The sequence below is a fragment of the Streptomyces sp. NPDC093568 genome, assembly GCF_044764945.1.
Taxonomy (GTDB): domain Bacteria; phylum Actinomycetota; class Actinomycetes; order Streptomycetales; family Streptomycetaceae; genus Streptomyces.
Map to the genome: position 1 here is coordinate 95,364 of NZ_JBIWJD010000006.1, position 22,220 is coordinate 117,583.

25 protein-coding genes and 1 tRNA gene are annotated in these 22,220 nt (G+C 71.4%); 17 read left to right on the plus strand and 9 right to left on the minus strand.

Annotated features, from left to right (window positions below; genetic code table 11):
• Nucleotides 1-33: 33 nt before the first annotated feature.
• From ispD to ACIRD7_RS24210, 5 genes are all read left to right on the plus strand, one after another.
• Nucleotides 34-810, plus strand: a complete 777-nt coding sequence (gene ispD / locus ACIRD7_RS24190; protein ID WP_403456626.1) for a 2-C-methyl-D-erythritol 4-phosphate cytidylyltransferase — start codon at nucleotides 34-36, stop codon at nucleotides 808-810.
• Complete coding sequence (gene ispF, locus ACIRD7_RS24195; protein WP_403456629.1) at nucleotides 800-1,297, plus strand: 2-C-methyl-D-erythritol 2,4-cyclodiphosphate synthase; 498 nt, start codon at nucleotides 800-802, stop codon at nucleotides 1,295-1,297. The genes ispD and ispF overlap by 11 nt, the downstream gene beginning before the upstream one ends.
• Before the next feature lie 52 nt (nucleotides 1,298-1,349).
• Nucleotides 1,350-2,747, plus strand: coding sequence for a cysteine--tRNA ligase (cysS, locus tag ACIRD7_RS24200; RefSeq protein ID WP_403456632.1), 1,398 nt, complete (start codon nucleotides 1,350-1,352; stop codon nucleotides 2,745-2,747).
• A 102-nt stretch (nucleotides 2,748-2,849) separates the two neighbouring features.
• Nucleotides 2,850-3,791, plus strand: a complete 942-nt coding sequence (rlmB, locus tag ACIRD7_RS24205; protein WP_403456634.1) for a 23S rRNA (guanosine(2251)-2'-O)-methyltransferase RlmB — start codon at nucleotides 2,850-2,852, stop codon at nucleotides 3,789-3,791.
• 134 nt (nucleotides 3,792-3,925) lie between these two features.
• Entirely contained in the window at nucleotides 3,926-5,563 is a 1,638-nt protein-coding gene (locus ACIRD7_RS24210; RefSeq protein WP_403456637.1) for a DoxX family membrane protein, read from the plus strand.
• Nucleotides 5,564-5,708: 145 nt separating this feature from the next.
• Here the strand turns inward: ACIRD7_RS24210 and ACIRD7_RS24215 are convergent, their stop codons facing one another.
• From ACIRD7_RS24215 to ACIRD7_RS24225, 3 genes are all read right to left on the minus strand, one after another.
• A complete protein-coding gene (locus ACIRD7_RS24215; RefSeq protein ID WP_403456640.1) occupies nucleotides 5,709-6,440 on the minus strand; it encodes an NDP-sugar synthase in 732 nt (243 codons plus the stop codon).
• Between the two features lie 68 nt (nucleotides 6,441-6,508).
• The gene (locus ACIRD7_RS24220; protein WP_403456643.1) at nucleotides 6,509-6,967 is read right to left on the minus strand and encodes a hypothetical protein; all 459 of its coding nucleotides are present in this window, start codon (nucleotides 6,965-6,967) and stop codon (nucleotides 6,509-6,511) included.
• Between the two features lie 228 nt (nucleotides 6,968-7,195).
• Nucleotides 7,196-8,287: an ABC transporter ATP-binding protein gene (locus ACIRD7_RS24225; protein WP_403456646.1), complete on the minus strand. Its 1,092-nt coding sequence runs from the start codon at nucleotides 8,285-8,287 to the stop codon at nucleotides 7,196-7,198.
• 217 nt (nucleotides 8,288-8,504) lie between these two features.
• Here ACIRD7_RS24225 and ACIRD7_RS24230 point away from each other — a divergent pair.
• From ACIRD7_RS24230 to ACIRD7_RS24250, 5 genes are all read left to right on the plus strand, one after another.
• Nucleotides 8,505-8,579 (plus strand) — tRNA-Thr (locus ACIRD7_RS24230).
• A 188-nt stretch (nucleotides 8,580-8,767) separates the two neighbouring features.
• A complete protein-coding gene (locus tag ACIRD7_RS24235; RefSeq protein ID WP_194044498.1) occupies nucleotides 8,768-9,004 on the plus strand; it encodes a hypothetical protein in 237 nt (78 codons plus the stop codon).
• 286 nt (nucleotides 9,005-9,290) lie between these two features.
• The gene (locus ACIRD7_RS24240; RefSeq protein ID WP_403456648.1) at nucleotides 9,291-9,674 is read left to right on the plus strand and encodes a hypothetical protein; all 384 of its coding nucleotides are present in this window, start codon (nucleotides 9,291-9,293) and stop codon (nucleotides 9,672-9,674) included.
• A gap of 296 nt (nucleotides 9,675-9,970) precedes the next feature.
• Nucleotides 9,971-10,327, plus strand: a complete 357-nt coding sequence (locus tag ACIRD7_RS24245) for a hypothetical protein (RefSeq protein WP_403456651.1) — start codon at nucleotides 9,971-9,973, stop codon at nucleotides 10,325-10,327.
• 235 nt (nucleotides 10,328-10,562) lie between these two features.
• The gene (locus tag ACIRD7_RS24250; RefSeq protein ID WP_403456654.1) at nucleotides 10,563-10,910 is read left to right on the plus strand and encodes a hypothetical protein; all 348 of its coding nucleotides are present in this window, start codon (nucleotides 10,563-10,565) and stop codon (nucleotides 10,908-10,910) included.
• Nucleotides 10,911-11,023: 113 nt separating this feature from the next.
• Here ACIRD7_RS24250 and ACIRD7_RS24255 read toward each other — a convergent pair whose 3' ends face one another.
• The 3 genes from ACIRD7_RS24255 to ACIRD7_RS24265 all read right to left on the minus strand — a co-directional run bounded on the left by ACIRD7_RS24255 (nucleotide 11,024) and on the right by ACIRD7_RS24265 (nucleotide 12,537).
• Nucleotides 11,024-11,317 carry a hypothetical protein gene (locus ACIRD7_RS24255; protein WP_403456655.1) on the minus strand — a complete coding sequence of 98 codons (294 nt, stop codon included), beginning with the start codon at nucleotides 11,315-11,317 and terminating at the stop codon, nucleotides 11,024-11,026.
• 253 nt (nucleotides 11,318-11,570) lie between these two features.
• A complete protein-coding gene (locus tag ACIRD7_RS24260) occupies nucleotides 11,571-11,864 on the minus strand; it encodes a hypothetical protein (RefSeq protein ID WP_403456656.1) in 294 nt (97 codons plus the stop codon).
• A gap of 190 nt (nucleotides 11,865-12,054) precedes the next feature.
• Complete coding sequence (locus ACIRD7_RS24265; RefSeq protein ID WP_403456659.1) at nucleotides 12,055-12,537, minus strand: hypothetical protein; 483 nt, start codon at nucleotides 12,535-12,537, stop codon at nucleotides 12,055-12,057.
• A 366-nt stretch (nucleotides 12,538-12,903) separates the two neighbouring features.
• Between ACIRD7_RS24265 and ACIRD7_RS24270 the strand changes: the two genes are divergently transcribed.
• The 6 genes from ACIRD7_RS24270 to ACIRD7_RS24295 all read left to right on the plus strand — a co-directional run bounded on the left by ACIRD7_RS24270 (nucleotide 12,904) and on the right by ACIRD7_RS24295 (nucleotide 18,181).
• Nucleotides 12,904-13,644, plus strand: coding sequence for a hypothetical protein (locus ACIRD7_RS24270; protein WP_403456660.1), 741 nt, complete (start codon nucleotides 12,904-12,906; stop codon nucleotides 13,642-13,644).
• Nucleotides 13,645-13,715: 71 nt separating this feature from the next.
• On the plus strand, nucleotides 13,716-13,997 hold the full coding sequence (locus ACIRD7_RS24275; RefSeq protein WP_403456662.1) for a hypothetical protein: 282 nt from the start codon (nucleotides 13,716-13,718) through the stop codon (nucleotides 13,995-13,997).
• A 79-nt stretch (nucleotides 13,998-14,076) separates the two neighbouring features.
• On the plus strand, nucleotides 14,077-15,327 hold the full coding sequence (locus ACIRD7_RS24280) for a WS/DGAT domain-containing protein (RefSeq protein ID WP_403456664.1): 1,251 nt from the start codon (nucleotides 14,077-14,079) through the stop codon (nucleotides 15,325-15,327).
• 26 nt (nucleotides 15,328-15,353) lie between these two features.
• A complete protein-coding gene (locus ACIRD7_RS24285) occupies nucleotides 15,354-15,644 on the plus strand; it encodes an acyl carrier protein (protein ID WP_403456666.1) in 291 nt (96 codons plus the stop codon).
• Nucleotides 15,641-16,849, plus strand: coding sequence for a beta-ketoacyl-[acyl-carrier-protein] synthase family protein (locus ACIRD7_RS24290; RefSeq protein ID WP_403456668.1), 1,209 nt, complete (start codon nucleotides 15,641-15,643; stop codon nucleotides 16,847-16,849). Before ACIRD7_RS24285 ends, ACIRD7_RS24290 begins: the two co-directional genes overlap by 4 nt.
• Nucleotides 16,850-16,918: 69 nt before the next feature.
• Nucleotides 16,919-18,181 (plus strand): wax ester/triacylglycerol synthase domain-containing protein, encoded by a 1,263-nt coding sequence (locus ACIRD7_RS24295; RefSeq protein WP_403456670.1) that lies wholly within the window; start codon nucleotides 16,919-16,921, stop codon nucleotides 18,179-18,181.
• Here the strand turns inward: ACIRD7_RS24295 and ACIRD7_RS24300 are convergent.
• From ACIRD7_RS24300 to ACIRD7_RS24310, 3 genes are read right to left on the minus strand one after another with little or no spacing between them, the layout of a single operon-like run.
• Complete coding sequence (locus ACIRD7_RS24300) at nucleotides 18,178-19,317, minus strand: DUF4037 domain-containing protein (protein ID WP_403456673.1); 1,140 nt, start codon at nucleotides 19,315-19,317, stop codon at nucleotides 18,178-18,180. The genes ACIRD7_RS24295 and ACIRD7_RS24300 overlap by 4 nt on opposite strands.
• Before the next feature lie 45 nt (nucleotides 19,318-19,362).
• The gene (locus ACIRD7_RS24305; RefSeq protein WP_403456676.1) at nucleotides 19,363-19,857 is read right to left on the minus strand and encodes a GNAT family N-acetyltransferase; all 495 of its coding nucleotides are present in this window, start codon (nucleotides 19,855-19,857) and stop codon (nucleotides 19,363-19,365) included.
• A gap of 9 nt (nucleotides 19,858-19,866) precedes the next feature.
• Complete coding sequence (locus tag ACIRD7_RS24310; protein ID WP_403456679.1) at nucleotides 19,867-20,754, minus strand: aminoglycoside phosphotransferase family protein; 888 nt, start codon at nucleotides 20,752-20,754, stop codon at nucleotides 19,867-19,869.
• A 54-nt stretch (nucleotides 20,755-20,808) separates the two neighbouring features.
• Here ACIRD7_RS24310 and ACIRD7_RS24315 point away from each other — a divergent pair, with 54 nt between their 5' ends.
• Nucleotides 20,809-22,215: an NAD(P)/FAD-dependent oxidoreductase gene (locus tag ACIRD7_RS24315; RefSeq protein WP_403456682.1), complete on the plus strand. Its 1,407-nt coding sequence runs from the start codon at nucleotides 20,809-20,811 to the stop codon at nucleotides 22,213-22,215.
• The last annotated feature ends 5 nt before the right edge of the window (nucleotides 22,216-22,220 follow it).

Consider the following 22,220-nt stretch of genomic DNA (forward strand, 5'->3'; position numbering starts at 1 on the left):
CCTAGGCCGAGCACACAAACCTGACGGGAACCGATGTCTGACGATTCGCGCCCTTCGCCCACGGAAGCCCGCACCGGAACCTCCGCCGGCACCCGTACGGCCGTAGTGATTCCGGCCGCCGGACGGGGCGTGCGCCTCGGCCCGGGCGCCCCCAAAGCGCTTCGGGCGCTGAACGGCACGCCGATGCTCATCCACGCCGTCCGCGCACTGGCCGCGTCCCGCGCGGTCTCGCTGGTGGTCGTGGTCGCCCCGCCCGACGGCGCCGCCGAGGTCAAGTCGCTGCTCGACGCGCACGCGCTGCCCGAGCGCACCGACTTCCTCGTGGTCCCCGGCGGCGAGAGTCGCCAGGAGTCCGTCAAGCTCGGCCTCGACGCGCTGCCGCCGGACTGCGGCATCGTCCTGGTGCACGACGCGGCCCGCCCGCTGGTGCCGGTGGACACGGTCGACGCGGTGATCGAGGCGGTACGGGACGGCGCGCCGGCCGTGGTGCCCGCGCTGCCCCTCGCCGACACGGTCAAGGAGGTCGAGCCCGCGGCGAACCCGGGGGACCCCGAGCCCGTGGTGGCCACCCCGCCGCGCTCCCGCCTGCGTGCCGTACAGACTCCGCAGGGCTTCGACCGCGCCACGCTGATCCGCGCCCACGAGAAGGTGACCGACGACGTCACCGACGACGCCGGCATGGTCGAGAAACTCGGCCTGACCGTCGTGGTCGTCCCCGGCCACGAGGAGGCCTTCAAGGTCACCCGCCCGCTGGACCTGGTCCTGGCGGAGGCGGTCCTGGCCCGCCGGAGGCTCAACGATGGCTTCTGACGCACCCCTGCTTCCCCAGGTCGGCATCGGCACCGACATCCACGCGTTCGAGGAGGGCCGCGAGTTGTGGTGCGCCGGCCTGAAGTGGGAGGGCGAGGGCCCGGGACTGGCCGGCCACTCCGACGCGGACGTCGTCGCCCACGCGGCGTGCAACGCGCTCTTCTCGGCGGCCGGCCTCGGTGACCTGGGGCAGCACTTCGGCACGGGACGGCCGGAGTGGTCCGGCGCCTCCGGGGTCGTGCTCCTGACCGAGGCGGCCCGGATCGTGCGCGAGGCGGGCTTCCGCATCGGCAACGTCGCGGTGCAGGTCGTCGGCCCCCGCCCGAAGATCGGCAAGCGCCGCGACGAGGCGCAGAAGATCCTTTCGGAGGCCGCGGGCGCGCCGGTGTCGGTGTCGGGCGCGACGACCGACGGACTGGGGTTCCCCGGTAGGGGTGAAGGGCTGATGGCCGTGGCCACGGCGCTCGTGGTGCGGACCACGATCTGACTGTTATCCACAACCGTCCGAGGCACCGGGCATCGCCGACTACCCTGGACCCGTGACTATTCGCCTGTACGACACCAGCGCCCGGCAGATCCGTGACTTCACCCCGCTCACGCCGGGCTGTGTCTCGATCTACCTCTGTGGCGCCACCGTGCAGGCCGCGCCCCACATCGGGCACATCCGCTCCGGTCTCAACTTCGACATCATGCGCCGCTGGTTCGCCTACCGCGGCTATGACGTGACGTTCATCAGGAACGTCACGGACATCGACGACAAGATCATCGCCAAGTCCGCCGAGCAGCACCGCCCTTGGTGGTCCATCGGCTACGAGAACGAGCGCGCCTTCACCGACGGCTACACCGCCCTCGGCTGCCTCCCGCCGACCTACGAGCCCCGCGCCACCGGCCACATCACCGAGATGGTCGAGATGATGCGCGGGCTCATCGAGCGCGGACACGCCTACGAGGCGGACGGCAGCGTCTACTTCGACGTCCGCTCCTGGCCCGCCTACCTGGAGCTGTCCCGGCAGGACCTCGACGAGATGCGGCAGCCCGCCGAGGAGGGCATCTCCGGGAAGCGCGACCCGCGCGACTTCGCGATGTGGAAGGCCGCCAAGCCGGGGGAGCCCGACTGGGAGACGCCGTGGGGCCGGGGCCGGCCGGGCTGGCACCTGGAGTGCTCTGCGATGGCGCACAAGTACCTCGGCTCCGCCTTCGACATCCACGGCGGCGGCCTCGACCTGATCTTCCCGCACCACGAGAACGAGATCGCCCAGGCCAAGGCCTACGGTGACGACTTCGCCAAGTACTGGGTGCACAACGCCTGGGTCACCATGAGCGGCGAGAAGATGTCGAAGTCGCTCGGCAACAGCGTGCTGGTGTCCGAGATGGTCAAGCAGTGGCGCCCGATCGTCCTGCGCTACTACCTGGGCACCCCGCACTACCGCTCGACCATCGAGTACAGCGAGGAGGCCCTGCGCGAGGCCGAGTCCGCGTTCGCGCGCATCGAGGGCTTCGTGCAGCGCGTGGTGGAGAAGGCGGGCGTCGTCGAACCGGCCCCCGAGGTCCCGCTTGCCTTCGCCGAGGCGATGGACGACGACCTGGGCGTCCCGCAGGCGCTGGCGGTCGTGCACACCACCGTCAGGCAGGGCAACAGCGCGCTGGCCGCCGACGACAAGGAAGCCGCCGTGGCCCGCCTCGCCGAGGTGCGCGCCATGCTCGGCGTCCTCGGCCTCGACCCGCTGGACCCGCACTGGGCCGGCGAGACCGACCGCGGCGAGGATCTGCACGGCGTGGTCGACAGCCTCGTCCGCATGGTCCTCGACCAGCGCGAGGCCGCCCGCTCCCGCAAGGACTGGGCCACCGCCGACGCCATCCGCGACCAGCTCGGCCAGTCGGGCCTCGTCATCGAGGACAGCCCGCAGGGACCGCGCTGGAGTCTCGGCCCGCGGTAGCCACCGGTCGGTGATCGATTGTGCCGTCCGGCCCTCCGGGCGGCACACTGCATAGACGTACGTACGAAAAGCTTCACGACAGACGGGTAGGACAGGTAAGTCATGGCCGCGAACAACCGCCGCATGTCCGGCAAGAAGGGCGCGCAGGTCGGCAGTGGCGGCCAGCGACGCAAGGGCCTGGAAGGTAAGGGCCCGACCCCGCCCGCCGAGATGCGCAAGGGACACAAGAAGAACCGCATCGCCAATGCCAAGGCGAAGCAGTCCGTACGCCGTCCCGCGCCCCGTGGGCGCGGCGGCAAGGGCACCTCGGAGCTGGTCGTCGGCCGCAACCCGGTCGTCGAGGCGCTGCGCGAGGGCGTCCCGGCGTCCACGCTCTACGTCCAGCAGTTCATCGACAACGACGAGCGCGTCCGCGAGGCCCTCCAGCTCGCCGCCGAGCGCGGCGGCATCAACCTCATGGAGGCCCCGCGCCCCGAGCTGGACCGCATGACCAACGGCCTGAACCACCAGGGCCTGGTCCTGCAGGTCCCGCCGTACGAGTACGCCCACCCCGAGGACCTCGCCGGCGCCGCCGCCGACGCGGGGGAGGACCCGCTCATCGTGGCGCTCGACGGGGTGACGGACCCGCGGAACCTCGGCGCGGTCGTCCGCTCGGTCTCGGCGTTCGGCGGCCACGGAGTCGTCGTGCCCGAGCGTCGCGCCGCCGGCATGACGGCCGGCGCCTGGAAGACGTCCGCGGGCACGGCGGCGCGCACCCCGGTCGCCCGCGCCACGAACCTGACCCGCGCCCTGGAGGCGTACAAGAAGGCGGGCATCGTGGTCGTCGGCCTGGCCGCCGACGGCGAGGCCGAGATCGGCGAGCTGGAGGCTCTGGACGGCCCGGTCGTGATCGTCGTGGGCAGCGAGGGCAAGGGCCTGTCCCGACTCGTCGGCGAGACCTGCGACTTCCGGGTCCGCATTCCGATGCCGGGCGGCGCGGAGTCGCTGAACGCCGGTGTGGCGGCGGGCATCGTGCTGTACGAGGCGGCTCGTCGACGCGTCTGAACAGACGTCCGCTGCGTCACCCGTGCGGGTTAATTCTGGTGACAGTGGTGCGACCTGCGCATCTTTGACGCGGTCCGGACAGATCGGACCGGTCAAAGCAGTGTCCTAACCACATGTCACTCGGTTAGTTGAGTGTGGACACCAGAACACCCCGCACACCCACGGGGGACCGCTCGTCGGGATACGACGACGCTCCCGCGCTGAGCATGGTGAAGGTGCCGAGCGATCCGGCGCAGATCATCGTCAATCACGCGAGCTTCCGCGTGCTGCTGGGCGCGTCGACCGGGCGCACCAAATCTGCGCAGATCGCCCGGCACTTGAGCGCCGGCGAGGACACCGCCCGTATCCCGGCCATGGGCGCGGCCGGCAGAGCGGGCGCGGCTCCCGGCCCCCGCCGCCGGGTCGCCGTCTGGAACGGCACGTCGGCTCCCGACGACACCGGCGCCCACCGCCTGCTCCAGGCCGTGCGGGACGGCAGTGTCCGGCATGGCGACGAACCCGGCCCGGCCGCAGGGGGCACGCAGGTCATCCCGCGCGTCGACGTCGGCGGCTATGGCGGCCCGTACGGCGACGGCTACGACGACGAGATGGCGCAGACGGTCGAAACGCCGATCGTGGGACCGCAGCGCACCCACGAATCCCTCGAGACCAGGCTGCTGCCGAACATGCGCAGGGTCGAGAGCGCGTACGACGAGGAGTTCGCGTACGCGGCCGAGGAGTTCGAGGAGGCCGACGAGCCGGAGGACACCGGCACCCCGCCGAAGCGCCTCGGCGACGACCCGGCGCGGCACGCCTACTACCCCGGCCGCCGCATGAACCTCGGTGTCGTCCTGCTCCCCCTGCGGGTCTTCCTCGGCTTCATCTCCATCTACGCCGGCATGGGCAAGCTGTGCGACCCCGTCTACTTCGACGGCGGCCAGCGCGGCTCCATGGTCAAGTGGCTGAACACCCTGCACCCCTGGGAAGTGGCGGAGCCCCTGCGCCAGTTCGCCCTCGAACACCCCGTGGGCTCCGGCCTGGTCATCGCCTTCTTCCAGGTCATCGTGGGTGTGCTCACGGTCCTGGGGTGCTGGCAGCGGGTCGCGGCGGTCGTCGGCGCCCTGCTGTCGGCCGCGCTCCTGCTCACCGTCAGCTGGAAGAGCGTCCCGGTCTACGACGCCCCCGACATCATCTACCTCGCCGCCTGGTCCCCGTTGATCATCGCCGGTGCTCCCGTCTACTCCATCGACGGCCGCCTCGCGGGCATGGCCTGGCGCCGGCTGGGGCCGCGCTCGGACATCTGGGAGCTGCGTCAGTACGTGCTGCGCCGCGGCGCCCTGATCACGGCGATCGTCACGGGCCTGACCCTGCTGATCGGCTCGCTCCTCGGTGGCGCGGTCCGCGACGCCGACCGCGTGGTGGTCCCCGGGCCGGGCGAGGCCCCGCGCAACGAGCTCCCGGGCTCCCCGCTGCCGGAGGAGTCGCAGAAGCAGCAGGACAGGACGCCGTCGGCCTCCAACTCGCCCACCCAGGGAGCCACCTCGGGGGCGGCCACCCCGTCCGGTGCCGCGACGACGCCGGGTGCCACGAGCGACACGGGCTCGACGGGCGTGGGCACGCCGAGCCAGACGCAGGGCACGGAGGGGCAGGCCCCGCCGCAGCAGACCGCCCCCGCCGACGAGGCCCCCAGCACCACGACCGGCCCCACGTCCGGCGGGCCCACCTCCGGCGGCGGCTCCACGGGCGGCTCCGGGGAGGACGAACCGGGCCTGGTAGGCGGCCTGTTGGGGTAGGCGGGCCGGTGGGCGACCTCCTCGGCAAAGGTCCCACCGGCTGACACGACGACGCCGCCGAACACGACGAAGGGCCCCGGACGCGATTCCGTCCAGGGCCCTTCGTCATGTCCGGCACGGAGACCGGCCGCCGCCGGCAGCCCGCTCAGCGGCCCAGCGCCGCCAGTTCCTTCGCGGCCTCGGTCAGGTCCTTGGCGGTGTCGATGGCCCGCCAGTACGCACCCTGAGGGATCGGGAAGCCGGCCAAGCGCCGCTCCCGGGCGAGATGGGGAAACGTCGTACGTTCGTGGTCGCCGCGCTCGGGCAGCAGGCCGGCGAAGGCGGGCGAGAAGACGTACACACCCGCGTTGATCTCGAACGTCGACGGCGGGGACTCGATGAAGTCCGTGATGTGCCCGAAGCCGTCCGTCTGCACGGCGCCCCACGGAATGCGCGGCCGGGCCAGAGCGAGCGTCGCCACCGCGTCCCGCTCGGTGTGGAAGTCGGCCATGTCCCGCAGCGAGAACCGGGTCCAGATGTCACCGTTCGTCGCGTACCAGGGCTTCTCCGGATGCGGCAGATGCGCCGCCGCGTACTTCAGCCCGCCACCGCGCCCGAGGGGCTCCGTCTCGACGACGGTCGTGACCCGCACCGGGAGGTCGGCCGACTTCAGCCAGTCCTGCAGCACCTCGGCGAGATGACCGCAGCTGACCACGACGTCCGTCACACCCTCCTCGGCGAGCCAGGAAAGCTGATGGCCGATGATCGGAGTCCCCGTGCCGGGGATCTCGACCATCGGCTTGGGCCGGTCGTCGGTGTAGGGGCGCAGCCGGGACCCCTGGCCCCCGGCCAGGATGACGGCTTGAACGGGGCGGGACGCGGCGTTCGGATCAGTCATGCCCGAACTGTACGCGGCGCCCCGCTCGCGGCATTCGCCGGCAACCGTTCCTTGAAGAGGCCCCGAGGCTATCCGTGCGCCGCGGCGACGCCCGAGGCGAACGCCGTGTCGCACACGGGACGCGAGTAGGACTGCGCCCGCGTGGGGCCGTACACGCGGACCGCCGCCCGCCCGAGCGCGCGGGCGATCGAGGCGCAGTGCCGGGTGAGGGACGGCCGCTCGTCGACGGCCTGCTGGAGGTGGGTGAGGGCGACGCCCGGGTCCTTCTCCTGCAGCTCGGTCAGCAGCTGGTCGCGCAGCACGTCCTGGGGGGCGCGCGGGGCGGCGTTCTTGGCGTCGCCCGCGCTCGATACGTCGGTCGCGGCGAGCACCGAGTCCGAGGGGTTCCCCGACCAGTTGACCCGGGTGACCGCGAGCGTCCCGGAGAGCACCAGGACGACGGGCAGGACGAGGGCGATGGTGCGGCCGAGCTGGCGGGCGGGGCCCCGGTGGCCGCGTCGTGTCTGTTGGGTGGTGGAGTGCTTCACGCGAGTGAGAGTAGCGTTCGGTGCTGATATGGCGACATTTAGTCACCGGTTCGGGGGACGAGAGTGCCTTCAAACCAGGGTCTCGTGTTGACGCACGCTGCTCGAAATGACCGGTATGCCGGGGTATTTGTCGACAACGAGAAGGGCCCCGCAGCACTCTGCGGGGCCCTCTTCGTCAACCTGGGTGAATTACCCCGGTTGTCCTGCCTGGATGTCCTCGGGTTGCGCTCAGTCGGAGAGGCGCTCACCGGTGGAGGTGGAGAACACGTGGGTCTCGCCCGATCGCGGGACGATGTGCAGCGTGCTGCCCTTCTCCGGGACGTCACGGCCGCTGACGCGGACGACGAGGTCCTTGGAGTCGTCGCCGCCGACCTTGGCGGTGCCGTAGACGTACGCGTCGGCGCCGAGCTCCTCGACCACGTTGACGGTGACGGCAAGACCCTGCTCCGACTCGGAGCCGGCCACGTCGAAGTGCTCGGGGCGGACACCGACGGTGACGGTCTTGTCGGTGGCGGCGGAGAGCGCCTCACGGTCGACCGGGACGACCGAGTTGCCGAACTTCACACCGCCGTCGGTGATCGGGACCTCGACCAGGTTCATGGCCGGGGAGCCGATGAAGCCGGCGACGAAGAGGTTGGCCGGACGGTCGTACATGTTGCGCGGGGTGTCGACCTGCTGGAGCAGGCCGTCCTTGAGGACGGCCACGCGGTCGCCCATCGTCATGGCCTCGACCTGGTCGTGGGTGACGTAGACGGTGGTGATGCCGAGGCGGCGCTGGAGCGACGCGATCTGCGTACGGGTCGAGACACGGAGCTTGGCGTCGAGGTTCGACAGCGGCTCGTCCATGAGGAAGACCTGCGGCTCACGCACGATGGCGCGGCCCATCGCGACACGCTGGCGCTGACCGCCGGAGAGGGCCTTCGGCTTGCGGTCCAGGTACTCGGTGAGGTCGAGGATCTTCGCGGCCTCCTCGACCTTCTTGCGGATGTCCGCCTTGTTGACGCCGGCGATCTTGAGCGCGAAGCCCATGTTGTCGGCGACGGTCATGTGCGGGTACAGCGCGTAGTTCTGGAACACCATGGCGATGTCCCGGTCCTTCGGCGGCAGGTGCGTGACGTCGCGGTCACCGATACGGATGGCGCCGCCGTTGACGTCCTCGAGCCCCGCCAGCATGCGGAGCGAGGTGGACTTGCCGCAGCCGGACGGGCCGACCAGTACGAGGAACTCTCCGTCCTCGATGTGGATGTCGAGCGCGTCCACGGCGGGCTTCTCGGTGCCCGGGTAGATCCGGGTCGCCTTGTCGAACGAGACAGTGGCCATGGTGAATGGGCCCCCTTCTACCGGCAGGAACGTGCCGGACGATCCGTTGTAGGAAGGTGGTTGGTTTAGTCCACATGTGCGGACTGGCTCTGGACGGTACCTGGCGTTCGCCTGGTCTGTCAGTACCTGGGGGCATGTGAACTTCGCGGAAATTTTCGACAGGGCCCACTCGGAACCTGGGTACACTGCACGGGCGCGTGCGTGACAGCGCGTGCAGGCCTCCTTAGCTCAGTTGGTCCAGAGCGGCTGTCTTGTAAACAGCAGGTCGTCGGTTCGAATCCGACAGGGGGCTCTCGCAATGCGGGGCGGTTGTCGAATGACACCGCCCCGCACGTCTTTTCCCACTCGTTTTCGAGTCCCCATGTCCCCCTTGGGACACGGGACATGCACCGCCGTGGAATAGGATCGCTACTGCTAGTGTTCGTCCCGTCACAGTGGGCAATCAGCCTCAATGTACATGTAATGAAATCCGAGGGTTCCATGCGCAAGCTTCACCAGGTCATGATCGCCGCAGCGGCTGCCGGCGGCCTGTCCGCCATCGGTGCCGGCACGAGTGTCGCCTACGACGCCACGCCGTCCGTGTCGGACCTCTACCGCCCGTACCAGGAGTGCAGCCCCCAGACGGTGGCCGCGACCGATGTCCCGGTCGCCGTGCTCGGCCTCTCCGAGACCTTCGACACCACTTGCGGTCAGTTCAACAACGCCTTCACCGGCTGAGGTCGGCGGCATAGTCGTGCGCGACGCCTCTTGCGGGCCCCTTCGGGGTCACCCCCGAAGGGGCCCGTCCCTGTGCGGTGGCCCGGAGCGCTTTCTCGCTCCTGCGGCCCGTGCGGGGCGCCGGCGGCCCCTGAACTAGCGGTGCGGCAAAGAGCGGTTGGTCCCGTGCGATATGGCCGCTCGCGGGTTGGTCCTTGTCAGGTCGGTTCTTCATTTCGTATGCGAACACCCCCACATTCGTAAGCGAACACCCCCACAGAACACCCCCACAAAGGAGACACAACGCATGTTCACCGGGAAGAAGTTCATGGCTGTCTCAGGGCTTCTCGGCGGCCTCGCCATGACCTGTTTCGGAGTGACCCAGGCCCACGCGGCGGGCCCGGGTGTCTGCAGCCTCGACCCCCAGGGCAACATCATCTGCACTCAGCAGATCACCGGGCAGACCCCCGAGGGTGACGGCTTTGTCCTGCGTCGTTCGGTGAACTGCCAGCCGACGGAGCCCTTGAGCCTGCCCACCGCCGGCGTGCTGTCCGGCGGACAGACGCGGATCGGGCCCCACATCACGTGCGCCGACGGCTCCACCCCCGTGGCCGAGGCGCCCGCCCCCATCTCCGACAACAGCAACGACAGGGACGAGACCAGCCCGCTGCTCGCCCGCCTGTTGGGCTGAGGCTTCGCGCGCGGCGGATGGCCGGACCGGGACGACCCGGTCCGGCCATCCGCCGTTTTCGTGTCTGCGCAACGGAGTTGTCGGCAAACGGGTGACCGGCCCGCGCCGACCGTGACGCGACCACGGGGAGGCGTCGTTTTCCGTGCAGGGAAATCGGTGTGCGCACCGGTCTCTTGGCATGTGTGCCGACACGACACAGAGAAGGGCGAAGGTCCCAAATTGCTACGGATTGTTTGTATATGCTCACATTAAGTAGTCAAGCCAGGGCTTCTTGCCCGGGAAGAAAGGGTCTAACTATGCGCAGGTTTCAGCGCGTTGCCGTCGTAGCCGCCGCGGTCGCAGGGCTGTCCGCCTTCGGCGTGGGTGCGGGTAGCGCCTTCGCCCACGAGGACGACTGGGACGGCCAGGCTGTCACCGCGGTGTCCACCTCGACGGCCAACGCCGTGGCCAACTGGGGTGCCCCGTACGACAAGGCCGCCGCTGCTCCGGAGGCCGCGCCCGTCGCCGCGCCGGTCGCCGCTCCCGAGGCCGCCGCTCCGGAGGCCGCTCCCAAGGCCGCCGCTCCGGACTACGGCTACGGCGAGTACTCCGCTCCCGCCGCCGCCCCCGCCGCCGCTCCGGCCGCCGCCCCGGCGCCCTACGCCGCTCAGTAAGAAAGAAGCCGAGCGTCGATGCGCGCATCTCAGGGCTCAGGCGCATCGACATCCGTCGGAACACCGTATGCATGGCGCACGATCTGAACGCCTCAACTCCTGGATCAGGTGGGCTGTTCAACGGTGTGCTGGACAACACCCTTAGCGACACAGCCCGGACGCGCGGCAGACCCATCAGGGAGCGCGGCCGGGCTGTGGCATTTCCACCTTCACCAAGGGAAAAGGAACGCAGCACATGATCCGTCGACAGAAGATCGCAACCGTCTCGGGGCTGCTCGGGGCGCTCGCCGTGATCTACAGCGGCGCCGCGCCGGCGTACGCCGATGACCCCAAGGGCAACTGCACGATCACCGCCCAGGGAGACATCGTGTGTGTCAAGAAGAGCGAGGTCGTGCACAAGGACAAGCGCGACGGGTACGTCGTCCTGCAGAAGCAGGACTGCTCCACGACCGAGCGGCCGCGCTTCATCGGCGCCCAGGAGCGTCTGACGGAGGGCGGGTCCGTCGACGTGGGCCCGGTCGTGGAATGCAACAACAGGGCTGAACTGCCCAAGGGCGTCAAGCTCCCCAAATTCAAGTTCTGAGGTACCGACGGCGAATGCCGGATCGGGAGCGATCCCGATCCGGCATTCGCATGTCCGGAAAAGACCGGTGCCCCGGCCTGTGGCCGGGGCACCGGGAGCGGACTCGGCTTATGTCACTTGCCGAGAGCGCTGTTGCTGCAGCCCATGCTCGAGCCCAGCCCGGTCTCCTGCGCGCCCGGGTCGCCCTCGCCGTTCAGCAGGTTGCCGCCCAGGCCGTTGGCGATGCCGACCTGGCCGAGGATGTCGACGTTGGCGTCGTGCGAGCGGCAGGTGCTGCTCTGGAGGACGCTGATGCTGTCGCCGCCCTTCTTGCCGAAGTCGCCGTCGGCGTGTGCGGCGCCGGCGCCCAGGAGTCCGACGCTTCCGAGGGCGGCGAACACAACGGCGGCCGTGCGGAGCTTGTGCATGTTCATCTCCGGTGGAGTGGAGTGGATCGATCTGTTGCAGATCGACTTCGTACAATTACGGAGGCTAATAGGAAGTATTCAAACGCAATCGGCGGCACGCCCGAATTCGGAAAAGTCTCACCACCTTGGCCGATGGCCGTGAATTGTCGAGCGGGGCAGATGAATCGGGCACAAAAAGGAGTCCCGGTACCGGGCTTGGGGCTCGGTACCGGGACTTGTTCCCGCTTCGGTCGGCCAGGCGACCGTGAGTGCCTTAGAAGGCGCTGTTGTTGCAGCCCATCGACGAGCCCAGGTGCGTGTCCTGCTTGCCCGGGTGGCCCTCGCCGTTGAGCGCGCTGCCCAGCAGGCCGTTGAGGACGCCGACCTGGCCGAGGACGTCGACGTTCAGGTCGTGCGACTTGCAGTTGGAGCTCTGCAGCACGCTGAACTTGTCGCCGTCCTTCTTGCCGTGACCGCCGTGGCCGTCGGCGGTGGCCGTGCCGGCGCCCAGGAGTCCGACGGTGCCGAGGGCGGCGACCACGACGGCAGCCTTGCGAAGCTTGTGCATGTCATCTCCGGTGGAGTGAGGTGGGTGCGATCGCGATCGGTAAGCGATCGACTTCGTACAGTTACCGGAGATTAATAGGAAGTATATGGACATGTCGGAGCGACGCGCCGAGGTGTGTGATCTCGCGCGGGAAGCACCCGGAAGTCGCATCGCGGTGAACGGGCCCCGGGTGCCCGGCTGTCGGTGCCGCTCAGCGCGTGTAGCGGGCGTGCGCGAGGGAGTTCGCCTGGCTGTTGGCCTGGTCGCAGTCGACACCCTCGGTCTCGGCCGCGCCGAGTACGGCGACCGGGACGGCCGCGTTGAGCAGCGACTGCGGGCTGCACTCCTGGTACGGGCGGAACAGGTTGGCCTGCTCGATCGGCCCGGACGGCGCCACGGAGGGCTGCGGGTTGACCTGCGGGCTGATCTTCGGGCTGAGTTGGGGGTTGAGCTGCGGGGTGACCTCGGCGCCGCGCTCCGGCGGTGCCGCCTGTCGCTGGGCGCGGGGCAGGTTGGAGGACTGTGCGTTGGCCTGGGTGCGGCTCCATGAGGTGGCCTGGAGGTCCTGCTGTCCGGCGGACGGCGGGACGGTCCCGTTGTAGGCGGGCGCGTCGGCGACGCTCGGGCCGGCGCCGATCCCCGACAGACCACTGGCTGCTGCTACGACGAGCGCGACCTGGTGAAGCTTGCGCATGGAAACTCCGGCCCTTCATCGACCTGTGTATGAACGTATGGAAATGCGTCTGCGATGGACTCGCTCTCTCCTGGTGCGGAACGAGACGGCCGCGATTTCGGTCACGTGGGTAAAGGTGCGGTCACCCAATTGCCAGCAGGTTGTGTAAATCCGATGAATGGCAATGGAGTGACGGAATTGCAGATCCCGTGACTTGGCCCGCTAAATGTCGTTGCCCGGTGAGAGAGGGTCCGGCGTGAAGTCCACATGACAGCTCAGGCATTACCCCTGTAAGGGACGCAGTACGAATATCAGACTGAGCGCACGCAAGACTGCACTGAAATACAACGGATTTCCCTGTACAGGTAATGAAGGGCCGAGGGTTCCATGCGCAAGCTTCACAAGGCCGCGCTCGTCGTCGCAGCGGCCGGCGGTCTGACCGCCATCGGCGCCGGCGTCAGCGAGGCGGCCGAATATCCCGTCGGGTACGCCGGTGCCGCTCCGGCGCCCGCTCCCGAGTACCCGGCACCTCAGTACGCTCCCGCTCCGCAGTACGCTCCGCAGCCCCAGTACTACGCTCCGGCCCCCCAGTACGCTCCGGCGCCGCAGTACGCTCCGCAGCCGCAGTACGCCCCGGCGCCCGCTCCCCACTACGCGCCGCCCGCCCCGCAGGCCGTGGCGTCGACGCGGGCGACGGGGACGGCACAGGTCAGCCGGCCGCACTACCAGCCGCAGCCGGCGCCGCAGTACGCGGCTCCGCAGCCCGCCCCGCGCGAGGAGACCGGTTACGCCACCGCCTCGGCCTCGTCGGGCGGCTTCGCGGAGGCCGTCAACGGGCCGCGCTCCGCACCGCAGCAGTCGGTTCCGCAGGTCGTGCCGCAGGTCACCCCGCAGACGGCCCCGCAGGTCATGCCGCAGGTCGCTCCGCAGGTCTCCGCTCCGCAGGTCTTCAACCCGGAGCCCGCCCCGCGGGTCGCGCCGCAGGTGAACCCGCAGGTGAACCCCGAGGTGAACCCGCTGATCAACCCGCTGGTCTCGCCGGCCAGCGCCCCGCAGGTGCCCGGGCTCGGCCTCGGACAGGTCGCGGCGCCTCCCGTGGGCCAGCTGGGTCTGCCCCGGCTCGGCTGACGGCTTCCCGCCAGAGGCCACTGATCCAACTCCGTTCGCTGCACAACCCTTCCGTTCGACCAGGAGAAGAAATGCGCAAGCTCCAGAAGGCCGCCTTCGTGGGTGCCGTCCTCGGCAGTGTCGGCTCCCTCGGCGTGGGCACCGCCTTCGGCCACGGTGAGGCGAGGGCCCACGACGTGGACATCACGCAGGGCATCGAGTGCCGTTCGCACGACATGAACATCGACATCCTCGGCAATGTCGGCGCTCTCAACAGCGTGCTGGCCAACGCGCTCAACGGCGAGGGCTCGCCGGGCGCCCAGCCCAGCCACCTCGGCTCGGACATGGGCTGCAACAGCCAGGCGCTCAAGTAACCGTACGAAGCGTCCGGTTCAACGCCCGCTCCGTCACGGGGCGGGCGTTGATGCTGGCCCTCAAGATCCGGAGCGACCCGTGAGACTGTCCTGTGCCGACGAGATGCTGCTGCTGAACGGGTGCCCGGGAGTCATCGGCCTGGCGGTGGTCCTCTCCGGTGAGCGGCCCGACGTGGACCGGGTGCGGGCGCGTGTCGTCGAGCGGTGGGCGGGCCTGGAGCGGATGAGCCGCGTGCTCGACCGGCCGGCCGGGCCGCGGGGGCGTGCGCGGTGGGCCGTACCGGCGCCGTTCGATCCCGTCGAGCAGGTCGCCGTGACACGGAACGAGTTGGACGAGCTGTGGGCGTGGAACGTGGACCGGCCGCTGCCCGACGGGACGCCGCCCTGGCGGCTCTTCGTGGTCCCGGACGCGGCCGCGCACGGCGGTGACTTCGCCCTGGCGCTGCTCGCCCAGCACACGCTGCTGGACGGGCGGTCGCTGGCGACCTTGATGCGCGCGCTGATGGACGAGCCCGAGCCGGTGCGGGAGCGGGGCCGGCCGGTGCCGTCGCCGCGCGGCGGGCTGCGGGCGGCCGGGCGGGAACTCAGGGCGATGACGGCGCCGGGGCAGGCCCTTCCGACGCGGACGCCCGGTGAGGCGTACGCCTCGGTCGCCGTGCGCGAACTGCCCGCGCACACCGTACGATCCGCGCGCCGGCAGCCCGCCGACGGCCGGGGCGCGACGCTGAACGAGCTGCTGGTGGGCGCGGTGGCCGGGGCGCTGCGGGCCCGGTACGGCCCGGTGCGCGGGTGGCGCCAGCGGGAGGTGCCCGCTTACACGGCCGTACCGTGCGATCTGCGCTCCCGCGGGAATCCGGGGGAACTGGGCAACACCGTCACCGTCGTGCGGGTCCCGCTGCCCGTCGACGTGGACGGTCCGCTGGCGCGGCTGCGGGCGTGCCAGGACGCGCTGGCGGGGGTTCCCGAGCGGGCCGCCGTACACGCCTCCGTGCTGTTTCCGGCGGCGGAGGCGGCACGGCGTACGGGGCCCTGGGTGACCCGGCTGCTGACCAGCAGCGGCCGGCACTCCTGTTTCGCGGCGACCGCGACGACCGCCATGAAGTGGCCCGGCGCCGCGAGCGCGTTCCAGGGCTGCCGGCTCGTGCGCGTCGTCGGGCTGCCGCCCCTGCAGCGCCCGGGCACCGTCAGCTTCGCGGTGGCACAGGCAGGGGACGCGTTCACGCTCACCGCGGTGGGCAACGGGGGTCCGGACGACGCGGGTCGGCTCGCCGACGCGGTCGTCACGGAGTTCGAGACATGGGCTCGGACGGCGACGCCGTCGGTGCTCTGACGGCACCAGGACAGGGAGGCAGTTGCATGGAAGCCGAACGCCGGGACACGGGCGACGTATGGGAAGGGCTGCGCCCGCTGTGCGCGCGGGTGATGTCGGTGCCGACGGAGGCGGTCGTGCCGGAGGCCCGGCTGGTCGCCGATCTGGGGGCCGACAGCCTGGACATCACCGAACTGGAGGCGGCGGCCGAGGAGTTGTTCGGGGTGTCGCTGCGCGGGACCGACAAGTCAGGGGTGTCCACCGTGGGCGATGTCGCCGACCTCGTCGTGCGGATGCGGGCCGGCGCCCGTGACGCCCACAGCCCCCTGGTCCGATGACCGGCCGGCACGCCGTCGCCGTCACCGGACTCGGCGTCCGCTGCGGGGCCGGGGCGACACCGCGGGAGCTGTGGGAGAGCCTGCTGGAGGGCCGCTCGGCGACCTCGCTGCACGTCTTCGACGACGAGGGGACCGTCGTCCACCCCGCCGCCGCGATGCCCGGCTTCGATGCTTCCGGGTATCTGACCGCCAAGGAGACCCGGCGGGCGGACCGGTCGGTGCAGCTGGCCCTGTGCGCGGCGGTGGACGCCGTCGAGGACGCCGGCGGGCTGCGGGTGCCCTCCGCGCGGCGGGCGGTGGTCACCGGCACCGGATACGGCGGGGTGATCAGCCAGGAGGCCGGGATCGGGCATCCCGACGTGCTCTACGCGCCCCGGCTGATGAACAACGCGGGCGCGTACTGGATCAGCGCGCGGCTCGCGGTGACCGGGCCCAGTCTGACGATCTCCACCGCCTGTGCCTCCGGGACGCACGCGGTGGGCGAGGCGATGCAGATGATCCGGGCCGGGTGCGCGGACGTGGTGGTGGCGGGCGGGCACGACAGCCCGCTGACCCCGACGACCGCGCTGGCCTTCGGGCGGGCCGGGGCGATGGTCACCGAGCGCGAGGACGCCGCCCGCGCGTCACGGCCGTTCGACATCGCCCGGCGCGGGTTCGTCCTCGCCGAAGGGGCGGCGTTCCTGGTGCTGGAGCGGCTGGACCTCGCCCGTGAGCGCGGCGCCCGTATCCACGCCACGCTCACCGGGTACGGCCGCACCTCCGACGCCCACCACCTGACGGCACCGCATCCCGACGGGGCGGGCGCGCGGGCGTGCATGGAGCAGGCGCTCGCCGACGCCGGTACGTCGGCGGAGGCCGTCACCCATGTCAACGCGCACGGCACCGGCACCGAGCTGAACGACCTCGCCGAGGCGCGGGCCATCAGCGCCCTGTTCGGGTCGCGCGCGGTGCCCGTGACCGCGCCGAAGGCGGTGACCGGGCACGGGCTGGGACTGGCGGGAGCGCTGGAGGCGGTGATCACGGTCCTGTCGGTGCGGGAGGGGCTCGCGCCCCCGACCGCGCATCTCACGCGCCTGGACCCCCGTTGCGAGCTGGACGTGGTCACCGGCGAGGCACGCAAGATCCCGGACGGCCCGGTGATCAGCAACAGTTTCGCCTTCGGCGGCCACAACGCCTGTGTCGTGTTCGACTCCCCCCACGTCTGAACGGCGCCGGCGGGGGTGGGGGCGGGGGCGGGGGCTCTGGGGGGCCTTGCGAACGGGAGGCTGTGGAGGATGAGGCTGACGGCCATCGAGGAAGGGCATCTGCGCAACGGGCTGCCGGGGACGGTCGGCATCGCCGCGGTGTTCCCCTCGGGCGGTGGGCCGTTCGGCCTGGCGCAGGTGCGGGACCGGGTGCTCGACAGATGGGGCGCGCTGGACCGGATGAGCCTGGTGCCGGTGCCTCCCGCCGGGCCGTCCGCGGTGTCGGGCCACCGGTGGTCGGCCGAGCGGCCGTTCGACCCGGCCGCGCACATCGCCGTCACCGACCGGGACGTCGACTCGCTGCTGTCCGAAGGTGTCGCGGAGCCCCTGCCGCCGGGGCGGCCCCTGTGGAAGCTGCTGGTGACCCGGCCCGCCACCCCGGCCGGGGAACACGCCGTGGTGCTGCTCGCCCATCACGCGCTGCTGGACGGCCGGTCCCTGGAGACGCTGTTCCGGATGCTGATGGACGACGCCGTGCCGCCGCCGCGGCCGGCGCCGGCCGCCGGGGCGCGGCCGCGGGTCCCGCTGGCCGCCGTCTGCCGGGAGCTGCGGCGCATCGGGGCCCTCGGCCGGCCTGTGCCGCTGTCGTCCGCCGGTGAACCGCGGCCGTCGGTGGCCGTGGTCGGGATCGACCCGCAGGTGATGCGGGCGGCCAGGCGGCAGCCGGCCGGCGGGCGCGGGGCGACGCTCAACGAACTGCTCCTGAGCACGTACGCCGGTGCCCTGCGCGCCTGGCCGAAGGGGCGCGACCTGCTGTACGCCACCGTGCCGGTCGACCTGCGGACCCGCCAGGACGCGCAGCGGCTCGGCAACGGCGTCACCGCGCTGCGGGTCCCGCTGCCCGTCGACCTCGATTCGCCGCTGGCCCGGCTGCGGGCCTGTCAGGAGCAGGTCGCGGCGTTCGAGCAGCGCTGCGACGCCCACCGCGCGATCCTTCCCGCCCTCCAGGGCGCCGCGCGTACCGTGCCGTTGCTGGCCGGGGTGATGGCCAGGCGCCTGGCGCGCCCCGAGCTGACCACGAGCCTGTGCACGGCCTTCAAGTGGCGGGACAACCCGAGTCACTTGTACGGCCGCCGCCTCGCGCGCGTCGTCCCGCTGCCGCAGCTCTCCCCGCCGGGCACCGCCAACCTCTGCCTCGTGCACACCGGCGACGCCTACACGCTCACCGTCGTCAGCCATCTTCTGTCGGGCGACGCCGGGCTGATCGGCGACGCCGTGGTCCGGGAGCTGGAGTCGCTCGCGGCGGCCGGGGCGCCGGCCGCGCAGGCGCTGCGCGGATCCCGTACGGCCTAGTACTTGCGCGCGTCGTGGCTCAGGGCGCGGGCCAGGGCCGGGCGGGTCAGCGCGTCCGTGCGGTCGACGAACTGGTCGACCGTGCCGAGTGGCGGCTGGTCCTTCAGGGCCGGGTCGTCGACGCGGGCGAGCAGGGCGGCGGTGAAGCGGTCGGCGCGCAGGACCTGGAAGGGGCGGGAGTGGTACGGGCGCGTGGTGGGGGCGACGCGATCGGTCAGGCGCAGGTCGTTGTGCTGGTGCGCGACGATCTCGTACGCGTGCGCGAGATGGCGTTCACGGGTGTGCCGGTCCGGGGCGGCGAGCGCGGCCGTCAGGACGGGGGACAGGCGCGGGGCGGAGGCGGTGCGGGCGAAGGCGGTGCCGAGCCATTTGCCGTACGGCGGGTAGCGGCGGTCCATCAGCAGGCACAGCCGCATCAGGTCGCGGGCGAGGCGGGCGGCGGTGACGGCGGAGCCCAGTTCGTCGCCGACCTCGCCGGCGCGGCCCACGAACGCCTCCTCCTGTGCGATGCGCCGCCACTGGCAGGCCAGGACGTACAGCCAGACGTCGTGGGGGTACCAGCGCAGCGCGCGGCGTAACGGGGTGAGGGTGTGCAGTCCGTCGTGGAAGACGGCGCCCGCGGTGACCTCGGCCAGCAGCTGGGCGGGGGTTGCCAGCCAGTCGGCCGTGGTGAGGCCCTGGGCCGGGTCGAAGCCCAGGGTGTCGGTGAACCAGGCGGAGGTGCCGGTCACTTCGACGCGGTGGTGGGCGGGGCCGTCGCTCGGACGCATGACGCGGATGTCTCCGTCCGCCTCGTCCGTGCGGGCGAAGTTCGTCGGGTGGCCCAGGAAGGTCTTCGGCAGGTGCTCGGCGAGTACGTGTCTGATGCGGGCCGCGTGCCGCGATACGTCGTGCCGGTGCAGGAAGACCTGCAGGCGCGGGCCCCACTCGTGGTCGGCGGAGCGCGGGGTGTCGTAGCCGAGGACCTCCGAGCCGCTGCCGATGCGGGCGGCCGAGTGGGGGACGCCGGGGGCCGCCTCCTCCAGCAGCGGGCGCACGGCGTCGGTGTAGAAGCGCCGGGACAGTTCGAGGCCGGGGACGAACTCGGCCTCGGGCGTGGTGGATCGGGAGGGGCGGCGCATATTCGTGGGGCTCATGCCAGGGAGCCGTGCCCAATCGGTGGGCGGTCATGCGCACGACGTTCACACGGTCGGGGGCCGGGGATCGGAGCCGAGCTTCGTCAGGGCCTCGTCCGTCAGGCGGTACACCGTCCACTCGTCCTGCGGGCGGGCGCCGAGGGACTCGTAGAAGGCGATGGAGGGGGTGTTCCAGTTCAGTACGGACCACTCCAGGCGCTGGTAGCCGCGTTCCACGCAGAGCCGGGCCAGTTCGGTGAGCAGGGCCTTGCCGTGGCCGGCGCCGCGGGCGGTGGGGCGGACGTAGAGGTCCTCCAGGTAGATGCCGTGGACTCCGCGCCAGGTGGAGAAGTTCAGGAACCAGATGGCGCAGCCGACGGTCTCGCCGGTCGCGTCGTCGGCCGCGATGTGGGCGTAGGCGGCGGGGCGGTCACCGAAGAGGGCCTCGTGGAGCTGCTCCTCGGTGGCCTTGGCCTCTTCCAGCGCCTTCTCGTACTCGGCGAGTTCGCGGATCAGGGCGTGCAGGGCGGGGATGTCTGCGGGTGTGGCGGGTCGGATCATGGGGCGAGGCTAACCGGGGTGGTCGCGCAGGCGCCGTGCGATCTCCATGTGGGCGTCGAGCGGGGTGTCGCCCTCGTCGATCTGCCACAGGGAGTTCTGGAGCACGCGGCCCAGTGTCCAGGCGCGGGCCCGGGCGCGGTCCAGGCCGAGGACCTCCGTCATGGCGTCGAAGCGCCAGAGCACCTCGCCGGCGTCGAAGCGGTTCCACAGGGCCGGGAAGAGGTCGAAGCCGGGGTCGCCCGCCAGGGGCTTGGGGTCGATGGCGAGCCAGGGGGCCCGGTCGGCGGCGAGGACGTTCTCGAAGTGCAGGTCCCAGTGGAGGAGGCGGTCGCCGGGGGCGTCCGCGACCTCGCGTACGGCCGCCGCGCAGTCCGCGATGAGGCGGCGGGTGGCGGGGTCGGGGATTTCCTTCAGGGCGGCGGGCGTGTCGGCCAGCATGGCGTCGGCGAGGTCGCCCAGGCGGCGCAGGTCCGGTGGGGCCTGGGTGGTGGTGAGGTGGGCCAGCAGGCGGGCGACGACCAGGGTGGCCTCGCGGGTGTCCGGGAGGTCGTCCAGGAGGCGGTCCGGGTTCAGGCGTTCCAGGAGCAGGGTGCCGGTGGCGTCGTCGGAGTCGAGGAGCCGGACCGCTCCGTCGCCGTGCCACGCCCGCAGTGCGACCGGCTCGCCGACGGTCTCCTCGTCGGTGTCCTGGAGCTTGAGCACGGCCCGTGTCCCGTCGGCCCGCAGCACCGGCAGGACCAGCGCGCAGCGGCCGTACATCGTCGGCCCGTCCGGGCGCAGCCGCCAGTGCTCCAGGAAGTGTGTGCCGCGTTCGGCGAGCGAGGCGACGTAGGCGCGGCCCGCCTCTCCGTCGTAGCGCACGTGCTGGGCGATGAGCTCGTCCGGAATGTCGATCACTTCGCGACCCTACTGGGGTGCCGGAATCGGCTCACGCGAATTAACGTCCTCGCCATGAGCAGCTCGGTCAGTGACGCCGTGAACGGCGGGATCTCCTTCTGGTACGCGGACGACGGCCTCCCTGCGGCGCGCGAGCCGCTCGGCGGGGACACCTCCGCGGATGTGGTGATCGTGGGCGGTGGATACACGGGACTGTGGACGGCCTACTACCTGAAGAAGGCCGTTCCCTTTCTGCGGATCACCGTCCTGGAGCAGAAGTTCTGCGGATACGGGGCCTCCGGGCGCAACGGCGGCTGGCTGTACAACGGCATCGCGGGCCGCGACCGGTACGCGAAGCTGCACGGCCACGAGGCGGCCGTACGGCTTCAGCGGGCCATGAACGACACCGTGGACGAGGTCATCCGGGTCGTGGAGGCGGAGGGTTTCGACGCCGGTGTCCACAAGGGCGGTGTGCTCGAGGTCGCCCGTACGCCCGCCCAGTTGGCGCGGCTGAAGGCGTTCCACGAGCAGGAGCTGGCGTTCGGCGAGAAGGACCGGGAGCTGTACGACGCCCGGCGGACCGCCGAGCGGATCAAGGTGGCCGACGCGGTCGGCTCGACGTGGACGCCGCACGGGGCGCGGGTGCACCCGGTGAAGCTGGTCAAGGGGCTCGCGGCGGCCGTCGAGGCGCTCGGCGTGACCATCCACGAGCTGACGCCGGTCACCGAGATCCGGCCCAAGCACGCGGTCACCCCGTACGGCACCGTCCGCGCGCCCTACGTCCTGCGCTGCACCGAGGGATTCACGGCGAACCTCAAGGGCCAGCACCGGACCTGGCTGCCGATGAACTCCTCGATGATCGCCACCGAGCCGCTGACCGACGAGCAGTGGGAGTCGGTCGGCTGGGACGGGCGCGAGACGCTCGGCGACATGGCGCACGCCTACATGTACGCCCAGCGCACGGCCGACGGGCGGATCGCGCTGGGCGGGCGCGGGGTGCCGTACCGCTTCGGGTCGCGGACCGACAACGACGGGCGCACGCAGCCGGAGACCATCGAGGCGCTGCGGGAGATCCTGGTCGGGTTCTTCCCGTCGCTGGCCGGTGTGGGGATCGCGCACGCGTGGTCGGGGGTGCTGGGCGTGCCGCGCGACTGGTGCGCGACCGTCACGCTGGACCGGACGAGCGGGCTGGGCTGGGCGGGCGGTTACGTCGGCTCCGGCGTCGCCACCGCGAACCTCGCGGCGCGCACCCTGCGGGACCTCGTGCAGATCGACTCGGGACAGGGCGTGCGCACCGAGCTCACCGACCTGCCGTGGGTCGGGCACAAGGTGCGCAAGTGGGAGCCGGAGCCGCTGCGCTGGCTGGGCGTGCACGGGCTGTACGCCACCTACCGGGCGGCGGATCGGCGGGAGCGCGTCAGCAGCAGCGTCGAGGCGTCGAGGCTGGCGCGGATCGCCGACCGGGTGACGGGGCGGCACTGACGGAA

Coding starts and splice junctions, on each gene's coding strand:
- ACIRD7_RS24270 (WP_403456660.1), top strand. CDS start 12,904: ATGCGCAAGCTTCACAAGGCCGCGCTCGTCGTCGCAGCGGCCGGCGGT.
- ACIRD7_RS24235 (WP_194044498.1), top strand. CDS start 8,768: ATGCGCAAGCTTCACCAGGTCATGATCGCCGCAGCGGCTGCCGGCGGC.
- ACIRD7_RS24225 (WP_403456646.1), bottom strand. CDS start 8,287: ATGGCCACTGTCTCGTTCGACAAGGCGACCCGGATCTACCCGGGCACC.
- ACIRD7_RS24260 (WP_403456656.1), bottom strand. CDS start 11,864: ATGCACAAGCTTCGCAAGGCTGCCGTCGTGGTCGCCGCCCTCGGCACC.
- ACIRD7_RS24245 (WP_403456651.1), top strand. CDS start 9,971: ATGCGCAGGTTTCAGCGCGTTGCCGTCGTAGCCGCCGCGGTCGCAGGG.
- ispF (WP_403456629.1), top strand. CDS start 800: ATGGCTTCTGACGCACCCCTGCTTCCCCAGGTCGGCATCGGCACCGAC.
- ACIRD7_RS24265 (WP_403456659.1), bottom strand. CDS start 12,537: ATGCGCAAGCTTCACCAGGTCGCGCTCGTCGTAGCAGCAGCCAGTGGT.
- ACIRD7_RS24250 (WP_403456654.1), top strand. CDS start 10,563: ATGATCCGTCGACAGAAGATCGCAACCGTCTCGGGGCTGCTCGGGGCG.
- ACIRD7_RS24290 (WP_403456668.1), top strand. CDS start 15,641: ATGACCGGCCGGCACGCCGTCGCCGTCACCGGACTCGGCGTCCGCTGC.
- ACIRD7_RS24305 (WP_403456676.1), bottom strand. CDS start 19,857: ATGATCCGACCCGCCACACCCGCAGACATCCCCGCCCTGCACGCCCTG.
- ACIRD7_RS24255 (WP_403456655.1), bottom strand. CDS start 11,317: ATGCACAAGCTCCGCACGGCCGCCGTTGTGTTCGCCGCCCTCGGAAGC.
- ACIRD7_RS24275 (WP_403456662.1), top strand. CDS start 13,716: ATGCGCAAGCTCCAGAAGGCCGCCTTCGTGGGTGCCGTCCTCGGCAGT.
- rlmB (WP_403456634.1), top strand. CDS start 2,850: ATGGCCGCGAACAACCGCCGCATGTCCGGCAAGAAGGGCGCGCAGGTC.
- ACIRD7_RS24315 (WP_403456682.1), top strand. CDS start 20,809: ATGAGCAGCTCGGTCAGTGACGCCGTGAACGGCGGGATCTCCTTCTGG.
- ACIRD7_RS24295 (WP_403456670.1), top strand. CDS start 16,919: ATGAGGCTGACGGCCATCGAGGAAGGGCATCTGCGCAACGGGCTGCCG.
- ACIRD7_RS24240 (WP_403456648.1), top strand. CDS start 9,291: ATGTTCACCGGGAAGAAGTTCATGGCTGTCTCAGGGCTTCTCGGCGGC.
- ACIRD7_RS24215 (WP_403456640.1), bottom strand. CDS start 6,440: ATGACTGATCCGAACGCCGCGTCCCGCCCCGTTCAAGCCGTCATCCTG.
- ispD (WP_403456626.1), top strand. CDS start 34: ATGTCTGACGATTCGCGCCCTTCGCCCACGGAAGCCCGCACCGGAACC.
- ACIRD7_RS24300 (WP_403456673.1), bottom strand. CDS start 19,317: ATGAGCCCCACGAATATGCGCCGCCCCTCCCGATCCACCACGCCCGAG.
- ACIRD7_RS24285 (WP_403456666.1), top strand. CDS start 15,354: ATGGAAGCCGAACGCCGGGACACGGGCGACGTATGGGAAGGGCTGCGC.